Here is a 17,205-nt window from a genome sequence, read left to right as displayed (position 1 = left end):
GCTGATTCGAGACCCTGAAATGTCAGAAAAACTGATCGAAATCCGCAACCTGAACATCGCCTTCGGTGGGCAGAAGGTCGTCAGCGACCTGAGCCTTGATATCTGCGCGGGCGAATGTCTGGCACTGGTGGGTGAATCCGGCTCGGGCAAATCGGTCACTGCTCACTCGATTCTGCAACTGTTGCCCAAAAGCGGCACGACCAGTACCGGCAGCATAACCTATCGCGGTCAGGAACTGATCGGCGCCAGCGACCGGACCTTGCGTGAGCTGCGGGGCAATCGGATTGCCATGATCTTTCAGGAGCCCATGACCTCCCTCAACCCGTTGCACACCGTTGCCCGGCAGATCGGCGAAACACTGCTCCTGCATCGCGGCATCAGTGGTCGCGAGGCCCAGAAACGCATCGTCGAGCTGCTGGAACTGGTCGGCATCCAGCATCCGCAAAAGCGGCTCAAAGCCTACCCTCATGAACTGTCCGGTGGTCAGCGCCAGCGGGTGATGATCGCCATGGCCCTGGCCTGCGAACCGGAACTGCTGATTGCCGATGAGCCGACCACAGCGCTGGATGTCACTGTGCAGCGCAAGATTCTGTTGCTGCTCAAGGAGCTGCAACAGCGCCTGAACATGTCGTTGCTGTTGATCAGCCATGATTTGAATCTGGTCCATAGCGTTGCCCAGCGGGTCTGCGTGATGCGCGCCGGGGAAATCATCGAACAGACCGACTGCCAGTCGCTGTTCAAATCGCCACAGCACCCTTACAGCCGCCTGTTGCTCGATGCCGAACCGGCGGGTGAACCCTTGCCACGGGATACCCGGGAAAAAGTCCTGGAAGTCGAGAACCTGCGCGTCTGGTTTTCCCTGGCAGGCGGCATTCTGCGTCGTCACAAGGAGTATCTGAAGGCCGTCGATGACATCAGCCTGAGTATCGAACGCGGCAAGACCCTCGGAATAGTGGGCGAATCGGGTTCAGGCAAGTCGACACTTGGTCAGGCAATCCTGCGCCTCCTGGAGTCTCGTGGCAGTATCCGTTTTCAGGGACAGGCTCTGGATGGCTTGAATCAGAAACAGATGCGTCCATGGCGCAAAGAGATGCAGGTGGTCTTTCAAGATCCCTACGGTAGTCTCAGCCCGCGCATGTCGGTGGCGCAGATAATCAGCGAAGGTCTGGAGGTCCACAGGCAACTGGATGCCCGGCAGTGCGAAGCCGAAGTGATACGGGCACTGAAAGAAGTCGGCATCGACCCGCAAAGCCGCCATCGTTATCCCCATGAGTTTTCCGGCGGCCAGCGCCAGCGTATTGCTATCGCTCGGGCACTGGTACTCAAACCTGCTTTGATACTGCTCGATGAACCGACCTCGGCGCTGGATCGGACGGTACAGAAACAAGTCGTTGCACTGCTACGTGACCTGCAGGAAAAACACGGCCTGACCTACCTTTTCATCAGTCATGACCTGGCTGTAGTCAAGGCGCTGGCCCATGATTTGATCGTGGTCAAGGATGGCAAAGTCGTCGAGCGTGGCGCCAGCCACGATATCTTCGATTCGCCTCAGCACCCTTACACCAGGGAATTGCTGGCGGCAGCGCACCCAGGATAAAAACAGGCATTCTGTTCGGCCAGACGCCGGGGTTAAATGACGGAACATCCCCATGAAAAACAATAATCTCAGCGACTACCAAAACATCCAGCGTCTTGCGACCCGCTCGCTGTTCGAGATCATCGAGCAGTCCAGCGAAGGCACCGTGATCGTCGACAAAGATGCGCGCATCGTCTGGATCAACGAACGTTATGCACGCCGGTTTGGCCTGCAGGATGCCAGCCTGGCCATTGGGCAGCCTTGCGAAAGCGTGATTCCCGGCAGCCTGTTGCGTCAGGTGGCCAGCAATGGACAGCCCATCCTGCTGGACATGATGGACACGGCAAAAGACCCGCTGGTGGTCATGCGCCTGCCCATTCATGACAACGCCGGCTCAGTGATTGGCGCCATCGGCTTTGCCCTGTTCGATCAGTTGCAGACGTTGTCGCCCTTGCTCAAACGCTACCAGAGCATGCAGCAGGAACTGGCCAGTACGCGCTCACTGCTCAAGGCCCGGCAGGCAAAATACAGCTTTGCGCACTTCATCGGCATCAGTGAGGCGACACTGGAAGTCAAACGCCGTGCCCGGCGCAGCGCCAGCACCGAATCCCCGATCCTGCTGCTGGGCGAGACCGGCACCGGCAAGGAACTGCTGGCCCATGCCATTCATAACGCTTCACCCCGCGCCGACAAACCCTTTGTCAGCATCAACAGTGCAGCAATCCCGGAAGCCCTGCTGGAAGCCGAGTTCTTTGGTACGGCACCCGGCGCCTTTACCGGTGCCGTACGCAAGGGACGTTCGGGCAAACTGAACATTGCCCAGGGCGGTACGCTGTTTCTCGATGAAGTCGGCGACATGCCACTGGCCCTGCAAAGCAAGTTGCTGCGGGTGCTGCAGGAAAAGGAATATGAGCCCGTAGGTTCCAATGAAGTGTTCCAGAGCGACGTGCGTCTGATAGCGGCCACCTCCACCGATCTGGAGGCGGCGATCAAGCGAGGCGAATTTCGCGCTGATCTCTATTACCGCTTGAACGTCCTGCCCATTCAGGTTCCCCCATTGCGCGAGCGTCTGGAGGATCTGCCTGTGCTGAGTGAAACCATCCTCGAAGAACTGCATAGCCAGCATGAGCTGGAAGGCAATGCACTGAAACTGTTGGCGCAACATGCATGGCCCGGCAATATCCGTGAACTGCGCAATGTGCTGGAGCGTGCGGCGTTGCTCAGCGACGATCTGCAACTCACGGCCAAGGATATCCATACGGCCATCGGCACCCTGCTCCCGCCAGTCGCAAGCAACGCCCGCGATAATCGCCCTCATGTCCACGAAACCTTCAGCCAGGCCCGTCAGCGCAATGATCGACAATTGATCGAAACCACTTTGTTGCAGTGTGCAGGGAATGTGGTGCAAGCGGCCAACCAGCTCGGCCTGGGCCGCTCGACCCTCTACAAGAAAATGGCAATGCTGGGGATCGTGGAGTCTCAATAAAGAGAACCGAGTCTCCCTTAAGAGACACCACCCCCGTAGGAGCGAATTCATTCGCGAAAACCAATCTTTCGCGAATGAATTCGCTCCTACGGGGCGGCGGTAGTCTCTGTTGTGAGATTACCGGCTGCATGCATTTTAGTAATTCCCTTTACTTTCAATGACTTGAATATATGGCACGAATCCCGCTATAGCCCTGCGGCGGCCTGACCGCACCCAAAAAACAATAACAACAGGAGATACCCATGAGCGTACTCATTGCTTTGGCGGCGCTCGCGCTGCTGATGCTCGCGGCCTACCGTGGTTACAGCGTTATCCTCTTTGCCCCCATTGCCGCGCTGGGTGCAGTATTGCTGACCGACCCTTCGGCAGTGGCGCCTGCATTTACCGGGCTGTTCATGGACAAGATGGTCGGCTTTATCAAGCTGTACTTTCCGGTGTTCCTGCTCGGCGCGGTATTCGGCAAGCTGATCGAGCTGTCCGGGTTTTCCCGCTCCATCGTGGCAGCCGCCATCGGTGTGCTCGGCACACGCCAGGCCATGCTGGTGATTGTGCTGGTCTGCGCCCTGCTCACGTATGGTGGCGTGTCGCTGTTCGTCGTGGTGTTCGCGGTCTATCCGTTTGCCGCCGAGATGTTTCGCCAGAGCGATATCCCCAAGCGCCTGATTCCGGCAACCATCGCGCTGGGAGCGTTCTCCTTCACCATGGATGCCTTGCCCGGCACGCCGCAAATCCAGAACATCATTCCCACGACCTTCTTCAATACCACCGCCTGGGCCGCACCATGGCTGGGCCTGATCGGTACCGTGTTCGTATTCAGCGCAGGCATGCTGTATCTGCAGCGTCAGCGCAACAAGGCTGCACGTAACGGCGAAGGTTATGGACACGACCTGCGCAATGAACCGGAAACGGCAGCCGACATCAAACTGCCCAACCCGTGGATAGCGCTCTCGCCACTGGTGCTGGTGGGGGTCATGAACCTGCTCTTTACCTGGTGGATTCCCCAGTGGTACGGCAAGACCCACACCCTGGCGCTGCCGGGCATGGCGGCTCCGATCCAGACTGAGATTGCCAGGCTGACGGCGATCTGGGCCGTTGAAGCCGCACTGTTGACCGGCATTGTGATGGTGCTGATATTCGGCTTCGGCGCCATTCGCTCCCGGCTGGCCGAAGGCAGTAAAAGCGCGGTCAATGGCGCGTTGCTGGCGGCCATGAATACCGCATCCGAATATGGCTTTGGCGCTGTAATCGCTTCACTGCCAGGGTTTCTGGTGCTGGCCAATGCCCTGAAAAGCATCCCGGACCCGCTGGTCAATGAAGCCATTACCGTCACCCTGCTGGCCGGTATCACCGGTTCGGCCTCGGGCGGCATGAGCATCGCACTGGCCGCCATGTCAGACAGCTTCATCGCGGCTGCCAACGCCGCGAATATCCCGCTGGAAGTCCTGCATCGGGTGGCCGCCATGGCCAGCGGCGGCATGGACACCCTGCCCCATAACGGCGCGGTCATCACGCTGCTGGCCGTGACCGGGCTGACCCACCGTGAAGCTTATCTGGACATTTTCGGTATCACTATCATCAAGACACTGGCGGTTTTCGTCGTGATCGCAGCGTTCTACGCCACTGGCATCGTTTAAGGAATCGATTATGAATCTGCAAGGAAAAACTGCATTGGTCACCGGCTCCACCAGCGGCATCGGCCTGGGCATTGCCCTGGTTCTGGCCAAAGCCGGCGCCAACCTGATCCTCAACGGTTTCGGCGATGCTTCGACGGTGATCGCCCAAGTGCAACAGTTTGGCGGTCGCGTTGGGCACCACCCTGCGGATGTCAGCGACCCGGCACAGATTGCCGACATGATCGCCTATGCCGAACGCGAGTTTGGCGGGATCGACATTCTGATCAATAACGCCGGCATTCAGCATGTGGACGCTGTGGAGGACTTTGCCGTCGAGCGCTGGGACTCGATCATCGCTATCAATCTGTCATCGGTGTTCCACACCACCCGCCTGTGCCTGCCCGGTATGCGCAGCAAGGACTGGGGACGAATCATCAATATCGCCTCGGTTCACGGGCTGGTGGGTTCAACCGGCAAGGCGGCGTATGTCGCGGCCAAACATGGCGTGATTGGTCTGACTAAAGTGGTAGGTCTGGAAACCGCCCGCAGTCATGTCACTTGTAACGCCATCTGCCCCGGCTGGGTCCTGACGCCGCTGGTGCAGCAACAGATCGATAACCGCCAGGGCGACCCGGATCAGGCCCGACACGACCTGCTGGCCGAAAAACAGCCCTCGCTGGATTTCGTTACACCGGAGCAACTGGGTGAGCTGGTGTTGTTTCTGTGCAGCGAGGCGGCGGTTCAGGTGCGCGGTGCGGCCTGGAATGTGGATGGTGGGTGGCTGGCTCAATAACGTTGTGCAGGAGCGAATTCATTCGCGGATAAATCCGCTCCCACACAGTTTGAACAGTCAGGACCGGGGTTCTTCATTCTCGTCCACCAACCCCCAATCGGACATCTTTGTCGAGCCTGTCCCGACAGGTGCAGGCGGAGGTGTTGTGAGGTTGCTGACTCCGCCTTCGCCATGCAGCTTGAGGCGCAGGCGCACGTTGTTTTGCGAGTCGGCGTTTTTCAGGGCCTCCTCTTCGCTGATTGCACCTTCCACCGCCAGATTGAACAGCGCGGTATCGAAGGTCTGCATGCCCAGGCTGCCGGACTTTTCCATGATGCCCTTGAGTTCGGTCAACTGGTTACGCTGGATCAGATCGCGAATGGTCGGCGTCCCCATCATCACTTCCACTGCCGCACGTCGCTTGCCATCCGGGGTCTTGACCAGACGCTGGGAAACGAAGGCCTTGAGGTTGTTGCCCAGGTCGTGCAGCAGTTGTTCGCGGCGCTCTTCCGGGAAGAAGTTGATGATCCGGTCCAGGGCCTGGTTGGCGTTGTTGGCATGCAGGGTCGAGATTGCCAGGTGGCCGGTATCGGCAAAGGCCAGCGCATGCTCCATGGTTTCCCGGTCACGAATCTCGCCGATCAGGATCACATCCGGGGCCTGTCGCAAGGTGTTTTTAAGCGCGGCACGGAAACTGCGGGTATCGACCCCCACTTCACGCTGGTTGACGATGGACTTCTTGTGGCGGTGAATGAACTCCACCGGGTCTTCGATGGTGATGATATGACCACTGGCATTGCGGTTGCGATAGTCGATCAGGGCCGCCAGAGAAGTGGATTTACCCGAGCCCGTCGCGCCCACGAACAACACCAGCCCGTGTTTTTCCATGATCACATCGAGCAGGATCGGCGGCAGATGCAGATCCTCGAAACGCGGGATATCCAGCTTGATGTTACGCGCCACGATGGAGACTTCGTTGCGCTGCATGAAGATATTGATCCGGAAACGCCCGATACCGGCCAGTGACACCGCCAGGTTCATTTCCAGCTCACGCTGGAATTCGAGCTTCTGCTCCTCATCCATGAGGCTCTGGGCGACAGTCGCCACCTCGCCGGGCTTGAGGGTTTCAGTGCCCAGCGGCTTGAGCACGCCATTGAACTTGGCGCAAGGAGGCGCTCCGGTGGAGAGATAAAGGTCCGATCCGTCCTGGCTGGCCAGAATCTTCAACAACGCCGGGAAATCCATAATCAACACCGCACAAGATAATGTGAAAACGCTTGTCTGCCCGCTGCACTCAGCAACCTTTCACGAGCAGATTTATTCAATCGGGTCAGGACAGGCATAATGGCAGCCTTTTCTGACAGGTGATATTGCGACATGAAAGCCCAAGCCCGCCATATTCTGGTGAAGACTGCCGAAGAAGCCGAGCAGCTCAAGCTGCGTATCGCCAAGGGCGAGGCCTTCGACGTACTCGCCAGGAAGCATTCCACCTGCCCGTCCGGCAAACGTGGCGGCGACCTGGGTGAAGTCCGGCCCGGCCAGATGGTCGGCGCCATCGATCAGGTCATCTTCAAGAAGCCGCTACGCACTGTACACGGCCCCATCAAGAGCAAGTTCGGCTACCACCTGGTTCAGGTGTTCTACCGCGACTGACCGGCTCCAGGCTACTCACACCCCAAGGCAAGAGTAGCCCGAAACCTGTCCAGTCACTTCGGTGCAATCGCTCCATCGACCAGCACCTGGGCTTCAGCCACCAGACGCTGCAGGTGATCTTCGCCCACAAAGCTTTCCGCATAGATCTTGTAGATGTCCTCGGTGCCGGATGGGCGCGCTGCGAACCAGCCGTTCTCGGTCATCACTTTCAGGCCGCCAATGGCCTGATCGTTGCCCGGTGCATGGCTGAGAATGCCCTGGATCTTTTCGCCCGCCAGTTCAGTGGACTTGACCTGCTCCGGCGACAGTTTGCCCAGCAGCGCCTTCTGTTGCGGGTTGGCCTTGGCATCGACACGGGTCGAGAACGGCTCGCCCAGCTCGTCGGTCATGGTCTTGTAGATCTCGCTCGGGTCACGGCCTTTACGTGCAGTGATTTCGGCCGCCAGCAAGGCCGGAATCAGACCATCCTTGTCGGTGGTCCAGACCGTGCCGTCGCGACGCAGGAACGAAGCACCCGCGCTCTCTTCACCACCAAAGCCCAGCGAACCCTCGAACAGGCCTTCGGCAAAGAACTTGAAGCCCACCGGGACTTCGTACAGACGACGGCCAAGACGCGCCGCGACCCGGTCAATGATGCCGCTGCTGACCACGGTCTTGCCAACCGCTGCATCGGCACGCCAGTGCGGACGGTTCTGGAACAGATAATCGATGGACACTGCCAGATAGCTGTTAGGCGTCATCAGCCCGCCAGTCGGGGTCACGATGCCATGACGGTCATGATCCGGGTCGCAGGCAAAGGCGACCTGATAGCGGTCCTTGAGGCCGATCAGGCTCTGCATCGCATGGCTGGACGATGGGTCCATGCGGATCTGGCCATCCCAGTCCACGCTCATGAAGCGGAAGGTCGGATCGACGAACTGGTTCACCACGTCCAGGTTCAGGCCGTAATGCTCGCCAATGGCCGACCAGTAGCGAACCCCTGCTCCGCCCAGCGGATCGACGCCCAGGCGCAGACCGGCATCGCGGATGGCATCCAGATCGATGACGCTTTTCAGGTCGGCCACGTAGGTATTGACGTAGTCATGACGATGGGTGGTATCGGCACGCAGGGCTTTTTCATGGCTGATGCGCAGCACGCCCTGGAGTTTATCGGCCAGCAGTTCGTTGGCCTTGTTCTCGATCCATTTGGTGATGTGGCTGTCAGCCGGGCCGCCATTTGGAGGGTTGTACTTGAAGCCACCACTTTGCGGCGGGTTGTGGGACGGCGTGATCACGATACCGTCGGCCAGACCGGATGTACGGCCACGGTTGTAGCAGATGATCGCGTGGGATACCGCTGGAGTCGGCGTGTATTCGTCACCTTCGGAAATCATCACCTGCACGCCGTTGGCAGCCAGTACTTCAAGGGCCGTTGAGCTGGCAGGCGTCGAGAGTGCGTGGGTGTCGGCACCCAGGAACAGCGGACCATCGATGCCATTGGCCTGACGATACAGACAGATCGCCTGGCTGATAGCCAGAACGTGCCACTCGTTGAAACTCAGTTCAAACGAACTGCCGCGGTGGCCGGAAGTCCCGAAGGCCACGCGCTGGGTTGTGATCGAAGCGTCCGGCTGCCCGGCGTAATAGGCCGTTACCAGTCTCGGGATATCGACCAGTAACTGCGCAGGTGCCAGCTTGCCGGCGAAAGGACTGAGACTCATACAACCTCCACGTAAATGGGGACAGGAAATTCGGTTTTGGCGAAAACGCCTATGGTGCGGCAGTTTACTGGCAGTTTGACCGGAATGCTTGGCTATCGATCCCTAAGTAGTTGAGTTTGCGAGCTGCCACCAGGTCGGGAGTAGCTGTTGCACCTGACGCTCGGCAAAACGGTCATCGATCAGCATGACCACACCACGATCATTCTGGCTGCGGATTACTCGACCGGCAGCCTGCACGACTTTCTGCACCCCCGGATAAAGATAGGTGTAATCGTAGCCAGCACCGAACAAGGCAGCCATGCGTTGTTTGAATTGCTCGTTGACCGGGTTCAACTGAGGCAAGCCAAGGGTCGCGATGAACGCGCCGATCAGCCGTGCTCCGGGCAGGTCGATACCCTCGCCAAATGCACCGCCCAGTACCGCAAAACCAATGCCTCTGCTGCTCAGGGTAAAGCGGTCGAGAAAGGCCTGACGTTCGCCTTCGCTCATGCCGCGTTCCTGTTGCCACAGCTCGATCTGCGGCCAGCTCTGACGCATCAGCTCAACCACTTGTTGCAGATAATCGAAGCTGCTGAAGAACGCCAGATAATTACCCGGTTGCGCCTGAAACTGTTCTCCCATCAAGGAAACGATAGGGGCCAACGAGGCCTGTCGATGAGTGAAGCGGGTCGAAATGTGGCTGACGATCCGGACATCCAGTTGCTCGTGGTGAAACGGCGACTCCACATCGATGCAGACCGTCTTCTCTGGCAGCCCCAGCAAGTCCGCATAATAGCGTTGCGGCTTCAGCGTAGCGGAAAACAGCACAGTCCCCAGCGCGCTGCTCAGACGCGGCGCAATGAAACGAGCCGGCACCACATTGCGCAGGGTCAACCGGGAAAAACGGCGTTTCGCGCCCCACTCGCGCACGGCGATATCGAAGATGAAATGCTCATCGAACAGTTCGCCAATCCTTACAAACGCAATGGCATCGAAATAGAAGCTTTGCAGCGCGCCATCCACCGCATGCGGGTGCTCGTTGAAGTAATCGCCTATCGCCGACACACACAGGTTCAGGCTGCTCAGAAATTTACCCGGCACATCGGCGTAGGCCTGATAGGCGCCCGCCTGTTCCTTGTGCAGGGCATTCCATTGGCGACTGAGCCGTTGCAAGGCCTTGTGCAAGGGCTGCGGAGCACTTTGTCGAAGTGCATTGAGGTTCTGCTGATCGAGGCTGGCGCTGTACATGCTGCGGGCACGCTCGACCATGTTATGGGCTTCGTCCACCAGCACCGCCACGCGCCACTGATTGAACTGGGCAAGGCCGAACAACAAGGCGCTCAGGTCGAAATAGTAGTTGTAGTCCGCGACCACCACGTCCGACCAGCGCGCCAGTTCCTGGCTGAGGTAATACGGACAGACCTGATGCAGCAAGGCGACTTCGCGCACACCAGCCTGATCCAGCCATGGCGCATTCAAGGCGGCACTGCGCGCGGCAGGCAAGCGGTCATAGAAACCGTTGGCCAACGGGCAGGAATCACCATTGCAAGCCTTGTCCAGGTGCTCGCAGGCCTTGTCCCGTGCGACCAGTTCCAGCACACGCAGGGTCAGGTCGGGCGAGCTGCGCCCGATCACTTGCAGGGCATCCAGCGCCAGTTTGCGGCCCGGCGTCTTGGCCGTCAGGAAGAATACCTTGTCGAGCTTTTGAGTCGGTGCAGCCTTGAGCATCGGGAACAACGTACCGACCGTCTTGCCAATCCCGGTCGGCGCTTGCGCCATCAGGCAGGACCCCGTGCTGACGGCCTTGTAAACCGACTCGGCCAGCACTCGCTGCCCGGTCCGAAACTGCGGATAAGGAAATGCGAGCGTCTTCAGACTCTGGTTGCGTGACGAGGTGTGCGCCAGTTCCTGCTGCGCCCAGTACAGGAATATCTCGCATTGCCGCTCGAAAAACTCCCGCAACGCTTCGCGGCTGAACGACTCGCGGATCAGGGTTTCCTGTTCGCTGACGATGTTGAAATACACCAGCGCCAGAGTGACCTCGTTCAGATTCAATTGCTGACAGATCAGCCAGCCGTAGATTTTCGCCTGCGCCCAGTGCAATTGACGATGATTGCCGGGCATGGCATCAAGCTCACCACGGTAGGTCTTCACCTCTTCCAGTTGATTGAGCGCCGCATCGTAGCCATCGGCCCTGCCCCGAACCGTCAACTCCCGATAATCGCCGCTCAGCGACAGCTCAGCCTGATAACTCGCGCCACGCCGAGCCGCCACGGTGCGGTGCCCGGCAATACCTTCCTGGGCCGTGGGCGAAGGTGTGAAGCGCAGATCCAGACTGCCGGCCTTGGCCGTGAATTCACATAACGCACGCACCGCCACGACATAACGCGAGGGCTCTGCGCCAGTAGATTGCGGTTCAAGGTGAGGGCTGGAAGAAGTCGTCAGAGTCACTGCACAGGGGAACTGTTGATTGCCGATACTGGATAGGCGTACAGATAACAGCCTTTTCCCGGCTCTGGCAAATACAAATGGATCAGCGGCCCTGTCGCGGGCAAGTGCGCTCCTACCGGGCGTCTCCTGCACCTCAATGCTGCCGCGCCTGCTTCAAGGCCTCGGCCAGTGCGCTCAGCAACCGGGCGATGTTCTGGGTCCAGTCAATGGCGTAACCGATGCGCAGGTGTTGGCGGTGCAGGCCTTGCAGACTGAACAACTCGCCGGGGGTAACGATAATGCGCTGCTGCAAAAGGCTCTCGAAAACCTGGCGCATGTCCACGCGATACACACTTTGCACCCATATTCCGCAGCCGCCTTCAGGCAATTCATAACGCAGCAGTTGCCCCAGATCCCGGTCCAGCAACTGCACCATCATCTGCATGCGTTGCGCCAGCAACTCTCTGAGTTCAACCAGATGAGCATCCAGCCGCCCGCTGCTACAGAGCCTGGCAACCGCCTTCTGACGAATCGGCGGCAACTCGAAGGCGCGCAGCAGGAAATACTGCTGCCACTGGACGTCGAAGTGTTTGCACAGCAGGTAGCCATAAGGAGCTTCGGGCCCCAGAACCTTGTCGAAGCTGCCGAGGATCAACAGACGCTGCGGATCGATCAAATCCCGCAGGCGGGCTTGCTTCGGCACAAAAACCAGTTCGCCGTGGCTGTCGTTTTCCAGCACCCAGACCCGATACCGATTGAGCAGTTGAGCGACGGCCTGAAGATTGGCAGCAGGCAATGTGCTGCATTGAACCGGATTAAGCAGCGAGGGTAACAGCGCCAGGCCAATGTTCTCTGTCAGCAGCACTTGATCCAGCACTGCCAGATTGATAGCGCCCGCCTCGTCCAGCGGCACCTCGATGACCCGGATGTCGAAGGACTGTAACAAGCGCAACAACGTCCAGGTGCAAGGCGACTCAACCAGTACGGTTGCGCCACGCAGGTTCAAGACCTCGACAACCGCCGCCAGCATGCCCGGCATATCCGGCCCGATGTAGACATTTTCCGGGTGCCAGCAGCGCTGGGCATCCTGGGTATAGCGAGCCGCCAGGGCCGTACGCAGTTCGATATCCCCAAAAGGCTGAAACCCGGAACTCAGTGGGCGCGGGTAATACCTGAGCAGTTCACGCTCCATGGCCAGCAATGGGCTTTCCATCGATTGCAGCAGTGTGGGTTCATCATTACCCAGCACCCATACACCGGGGCGACGGATATGCCGGTAAAACGCTTCCAGCAGGTTGCCATTCTCGAATACCGGCTCTGGCGTTTCGTCGCTGCTTGCGCTGGGCAAGGCGTAATAGCCGGACTTGGGCATGGAGCACACACGCCCTTCCTTCTCCAGCAACGAATAGGCGCTTTGTACGGTCGAGATCGATACACGCAGACGCCGGGACAACTGGCGCAAGGACGGCATCCTGGTCGTGGAATCGGTTTGCACCTCGTCAATCAGGCGAACGAGATAGCGGTAAACCGCCTGATAGGCGAAATCCGTTTTGTTTTTCATGGGAGGCAATCCGGCGCGTGGCCAAAAGATTTTCCAGGCGATAGCGACATGGCTGGTACCGAATCCACGGCAACAGCCATTCGCCAGACAAGAGGGCTTAACGTCCGGAGAGCACTTCAGCCACAACACCGCCGGTCTCAGGATCAACTGTCACGATCCGGCATTTGTCCGGGTCGGAGGCGCGAAACCGGGCGATGATGGAGCTTTCACTGTCGAAGTCCACCCGCACCTTGCAGTACAGGCTCTGTAACCCCTTCAGGCTCAAGCCGCTGATATCGACAAGCCATTGCACGACCTGCTCAGGTGCCGTCAGGCCCGAGAGCACTTTATGAAGATCCGGTAATGCCACCAGCATGCCCGGGTGACAACCGCGCAGGAACGCTTCAAGCCCACGCCCCCGATCTACGAAGGGCGAGAAAATCATGCAGACCAGTTGCGCCTCACTCAGACCAAATCCTTCCTGAGCGTAACTGGCGGCCAGTTCATGACGCGCTTCGATGCCCTCGGGCCCTTCATAGGCATCCATGGCCTGCTTGACCAGCCGTGACGGCATTTGCTTGCGGCGCATCATTATGCGCGCCAGAGTCAGGTACTCGGCAATTCCATCGGCATAGCTGCGTCCTTGCAGGTATTGCGCCTTGAGGCCTCGTATATGGGCCATCAATAGTGGATTGGCACAGTCCGACTCGCTGAAGGCAAACGCCAGGTCATCGAAGCGAAACCCCAGGAACTCGGTCAGCAGGTTCCAGTGCTCCTCAACCTTGCAGTTGACCAGATCGCAAATGCTGATGAATGTCGGAACAATCGACTGATTGGGATAAACGGTGGCTCGAGGCGACTTGGCAGGCTCATCCCCTTCGCCATAAAGCTCATGGAAATAAGCCTGCCCGATAGTATCGATTGATCTGAGGATGCCATTGAGGTTCTGGCCACTCCAGTTAGCCTTGCCCTGCCCCGTGCGCTGGGCAAGACGCATTGCCCAGGTAACGTAGTGTTTCTGCTCCTTGCGGGAGTCGCCATTGACGACAGCATCCACACCGCTCCCCCAGCTCGAAGCCCGCCCCAGAAACTCGGCAAGCCCCAGGTAGCAACGATTGCAGAAGGTCGTGCGTGCATCGCCTGCCGTCAGATGGCCGGCCAGCAACATGTCCGAGCGGTTCTGCTCGCGCCCGGCACTGGAAAACGGCAGGTCCGGCTCGAACACCTGAGTATATTGATTGTCGACCACGAGCATTTCCACACGCGGATCGTCATACAGAAACAACGCCGAGTAGGTGCGGTGAATGTTATCCATCACTGCCTGCGTAAGCCCTACATGGCGCATGTTGGCCACCCGCAGGTTGAAAGTGCCAGGGGATCGACCTGCAATGCTTAACTGTGCCGCTCTCAGGAACGCCAGTGTGTAAGCGCTGTCCTTGCCACCTCCAAAAGCGATCAGCACCTTGAAACTGGAAATACGCTCGATACCGCCCGCCGCCACGATCAGCCGCTGAATCAACAGTTGCAAAGCCGTACGCTCAGCCCTCGTGAAGTAACCCAGCAAACGCTGCAACACTTGCTGGTAGACATAATTCATTGCTTGTTCGTGAATGGAGCTCATACTTTTTCACCCACGCCTTTATCAAGAAAAAACATGATGTAAGGGCGGCATTTAATATCAGGCTTATACGCGAGTTTATAATCAATCATGACTCATTCCCTGAGTAAGAATTACCAAACTATTATCGGTATCCCTAAAACAATTACAAGGTACAGATCGACACCAAAAGCAATACACTCGGTTTAAACAAGCGCCATAAATAAACATTGCGCTCAACGCAAAACGTCACAGCCCAGACCCTGTCTTGCCAGCATTGTGCGCCGCCCCCGACAAGGCAAACGCTCTAGAAATGGATTCCACACCAGACCACCTGAAGCAGCCGACAAAAAATGCTTTTTTGCCCGTAGGAAACGCTGTTCAATGAAAGCGACATCCGACAGACAAATTAAACATGACTACTCATTATGAGGATTTTTAAATTCACGACGACAAACAACCGCTCATCTGTAAAACGGAAAAAATTTAAACAACTAATTCTGCCTTCGTGAAAGCAGCCCTGCCCACCGAAGCGCACAAACTTGCAGATATAAAAAAGCCCTCCTGAAAAGGAAGGCTTCGTGCAGAACTTGATAGACGGGTGAAAAACTATGCCTGAGCGATTTCCAGCACGGCACGTCCACCAATCGGGCAAGTATCCATGTAGCGATGAGCCTGAACCACTTGCTCGAACGGAAAGTTGCGAGTCTGGAGCGGCACCAGTACCCGATCAGCCGTCAACTGATTGATCTCGCGCAGGGCACGTTGCAGTGCCTCGGTGTCAGGAACAATTCCCAGCTCAGGCTTGCCGGTGAAATTGCCCAGGCAGTGTACGAAGAACTGGATGTTCTTCTGAAACGCTGCACAGGCCGGGAACGGCGTCTGGTTACCACCTTGCAGGCCATATAGCACCAGGCTTCCACGCGGAGCCAGCACATCGCCCATGATCGACATCTGTGGGCCGCCCAGGCCATCGAAGACCGCATCCACACCGCGATTGTCGGTGTACTTGTTGATAGCCATCAGCAAGTCCTGCTCCTCGGTGACCACCACCTTGTCAGCACCTTGAGCCAACAGGTAATCACGCGCATCGTCAGTCTTGGTCACCGCGATGACACGAACACCCAGCGCCTTGCCAAGCTGGACAAAGCACGGGCCGGCACAGTGACTGGCATCGGTGACAAGCACGGTTTGCCCCGCCTTGATCCGCGCCAGATCGACATACGCGAAGTAGGCAATCAGCATCGGCGTGTAATGCACGCTGGCTTCGACAGGGCTCAGCACGTCGGGATAACGGGTCAATGCCGAGCGTGGCAATACGATGGATTCGCCATAGACTGGATGCTTGTTGGCATCGGCAGCCGGAAAACTGGCGACCTTGTCGCCTACGGCCAGATCACTGACGCCATCACCCAGAGCGGTTACGACACCGGCCATCTCATAGCCAAGACCGGCAGGCAGACGCGCCTGGGTGGAAGCAAGATTTTGCCGCCAGAGAACGTCATACCAACTGACACCGATTGCCTGGACACGCACCTGCACCTCGCCGGGTGCGGGCAACGTGTCGGGATGCTCTTCGACCTTGAGCACCTCGGCCGGGCCAAACTGGTGAAAACGGATCGTGCGGGACATTTAGAACCTCGCCTTGTATACCTTGATGCCGTGAACTCTATCCGGGCTCTGCCGACAACACTATCAGTGGCTATTAATAGTCGACATGCCTGTCATCGATTGTGCCTCATGGGCCGGGCGGCAACGCCTGACAATCCCTGAATCCCCATGCACTCATGGGCGGCCATTGTTGGCATGTCGACGAAACATTGCAACCAGTGTGGACATTTAAGCCATGACAACGAATTTTCGATGCGCGTCATCGGCGTTTGCTCGTACTATCGCAACCTCTCAAAGCATCAAATCGACAAATGGCCCGAGATATTCCGCATGAATCGCAATGATCTGCGTCGCGTTGACCTCAATCTGCTCATCGTTTTTGAAACCCTGATGCATGAACGAAGCGTTACTCGCGCGGCCGAAAAACTGTTCCTGGGGCAACCGGCAATCAGTGCGGCCCTCTCACGCCTGCGCGGGCTGTTCGATGATCCGCTGTTCGTGCGTACCGGCCGCAGCATGGAGCCGACTGCCCGCGCCACTGAAATCTTCGCCCTCCTTTCCCCCGCGCTGGACTCGATCTCCACTGCGGTCAGCCGGGCATCGGAGTTCGACCCGGCGACCAGCACCAACGTCTTCCGTATCGGCCTGTCCGACGACGTGGAATTCGCCCTGCTGCCGACGCTGCTCAAACGCCTGCGCTCCGAAGCACCCGGCATCGTGCTGGTGGTCAGGCGCGTCAACTACATCCTGATGCCAGCCCTGCTGGCCTCGGGCGAAATTTCCGTGGGCGTCAGCTACACCCAGGACCTGCCCGCCAACGCCAAACGCAAGGTATTGCGCAGAAGCAAGCCGCAACTGCTGCGCGCCGACTCGATTCCCGGCGCCCTCTCCCTGGACGACTTCTGTTCACGCCCTCACGCCCTGGTGTCATTCGCAGGCGACCTGAGCGGCTTTATCGATGAATACCTGGAAGCAATAAACCGCAAACGCCACGTCGTCCTGGCCGTCCCGCAGTTCAACGGCCTGGCCACCCTCCTGACAGGCACCGACATCATCGCCACCGTCCCGGACTATGCCGCACAGGTGCTGACGGCCGCTGGCGGGGTTCGAGCAGAGAACCTGCCTCTTGAAACTCAGACTTTTGAACTGCACATGGCCTGGCGCGGGGCGCAGGATAATGATCCGGGGGAACGGTGGTTGAGGTCGCGGATTCAGATGTTCTTTGGGGATCCGGATAGTCTTTGAGAT

Annotated in this window: 12 protein-coding genes; 6 read left to right on the top strand and 6 right to left on the bottom strand. The window is 58.3% G+C overall.

Going from position 1 to position 17,205, the window contains the following annotated elements; translation table 11 throughout:
- Positions 1-19 precede the first annotated feature (19 nt).
- The 4 genes from ACODS3_RS14335 (at position 20) to ACODS3_RS14320 (ending at position 5,468) form a co-directional block, all read left to right on the top strand.
- Positions 20-1,597 carry an ABC transporter ATP-binding protein gene (locus tag ACODS3_RS14335; protein WP_489034867.1) on the top strand — a complete coding sequence of 526 codons (1,578 nt, stop codon included), beginning with the start codon at positions 20-22 and terminating at the stop codon, positions 1,595-1,597.
- A 52-nt stretch (positions 1,598-1,649) separates the two neighbouring features.
- Entirely contained in the window at positions 1,650-3,062 is a 1,413-nt protein-coding gene (locus ACODS3_RS14330; protein ID WP_489034865.1) for a sigma-54 interaction domain-containing protein, read from the top strand.
- 242 nt (positions 3,063-3,304) lie between these two features.
- Complete coding sequence (locus ACODS3_RS14325) at positions 3,305-4,696, top strand: GntP family permease (RefSeq protein ID WP_304574079.1); 1,392 nt, start codon at positions 3,305-3,307, stop codon at positions 4,694-4,696.
- Positions 4,697-4,706: 10 nt separating this feature from the next.
- Positions 4,707-5,468, top strand: coding sequence for a 3-hydroxybutyrate dehydrogenase (locus tag ACODS3_RS14320; protein ID WP_489034863.1), 762 nt, complete (start codon positions 4,707-4,709; stop codon positions 5,466-5,468).
- Positions 5,469-5,525: 57 nt separating this feature from the next.
- On the opposite strand, the gene ACODS3_RS14315 is transcribed toward ACODS3_RS14320, so the two are convergent.
- Positions 5,526-6,692: a PilT/PilU family type 4a pilus ATPase gene (locus ACODS3_RS14315; RefSeq protein WP_201019644.1), complete on the bottom strand. Its 1,167-nt coding sequence runs from the start codon at positions 6,690-6,692 to the stop codon at positions 5,526-5,528.
- Positions 6,693-6,824: 132 nt separating this feature from the next.
- Here ACODS3_RS14315 and ACODS3_RS14310 point away from each other — a divergent pair, with 132 nt between their 5' ends.
- Entirely contained in the window at positions 6,825-7,100 is a 276-nt protein-coding gene (locus ACODS3_RS14310; RefSeq protein WP_122315356.1) for a peptidylprolyl isomerase, read from the top strand.
- 53 nt (positions 7,101-7,153) lie between these two features.
- On the opposite strand, the gene pgm is transcribed toward ACODS3_RS14310, so the two are convergent.
- From pgm to ACODS3_RS14285, 5 genes are all read right to left on the bottom strand, one after another.
- Positions 7,154-8,800: a phosphoglucomutase (alpha-D-glucose-1,6-bisphosphate-dependent) gene (gene pgm, locus ACODS3_RS14305; RefSeq protein WP_201019643.1), complete on the bottom strand. Its 1,647-nt coding sequence runs from the start codon at positions 8,798-8,800 to the stop codon at positions 7,154-7,156.
- Positions 8,801-8,902: 102 nt separating this feature from the next.
- Complete coding sequence (locus ACODS3_RS14300; RefSeq protein WP_374063447.1) at positions 8,903-11,224, bottom strand: ATP-dependent DNA helicase; 2,322 nt, start codon at positions 11,222-11,224, stop codon at positions 8,903-8,905.
- A gap of 139 nt (positions 11,225-11,363) precedes the next feature.
- Positions 11,364-12,770: an aminotransferase-like domain-containing protein gene (locus ACODS3_RS14295; RefSeq protein ID WP_201019642.1), complete on the bottom strand. Its 1,407-nt coding sequence runs from the start codon at positions 12,768-12,770 to the stop codon at positions 11,364-11,366.
- Positions 12,771-12,867: 97 nt separating this feature from the next.
- On the bottom strand, positions 12,868-14,370 hold the full coding sequence (locus tag ACODS3_RS14290) for a hypothetical protein (protein WP_489034860.1): 1,503 nt from the start codon (positions 14,368-14,370) through the stop codon (positions 12,868-12,870).
- A gap of 585 nt (positions 14,371-14,955) precedes the next feature.
- Positions 14,956-15,978 (bottom strand): zinc-dependent alcohol dehydrogenase family protein, encoded by a 1,023-nt coding sequence (locus ACODS3_RS14285; RefSeq protein WP_201002348.1) that lies wholly within the window; start codon positions 15,976-15,978, stop codon positions 14,956-14,958.
- Between the two features lie 309 nt (positions 15,979-16,287).
- On the opposite strand from ACODS3_RS14285, the gene ACODS3_RS14280 reads away from it, so the two are divergent.
- The gene (locus ACODS3_RS14280) at positions 16,288-17,202 is read left to right on the top strand and encodes a LysR family transcriptional regulator (protein WP_236124074.1); all 915 of its coding nucleotides are present in this window, start codon (positions 16,288-16,290) and stop codon (positions 17,200-17,202) included.
- The last annotated feature ends 3 nt before the right edge of the window (positions 17,203-17,205 follow it).

The organism is Pseudomonas sp. FG43 (genome assembly GCF_057809175.1).
This window is presented reverse-complemented; position numbering and strand designations above follow the sequence as displayed.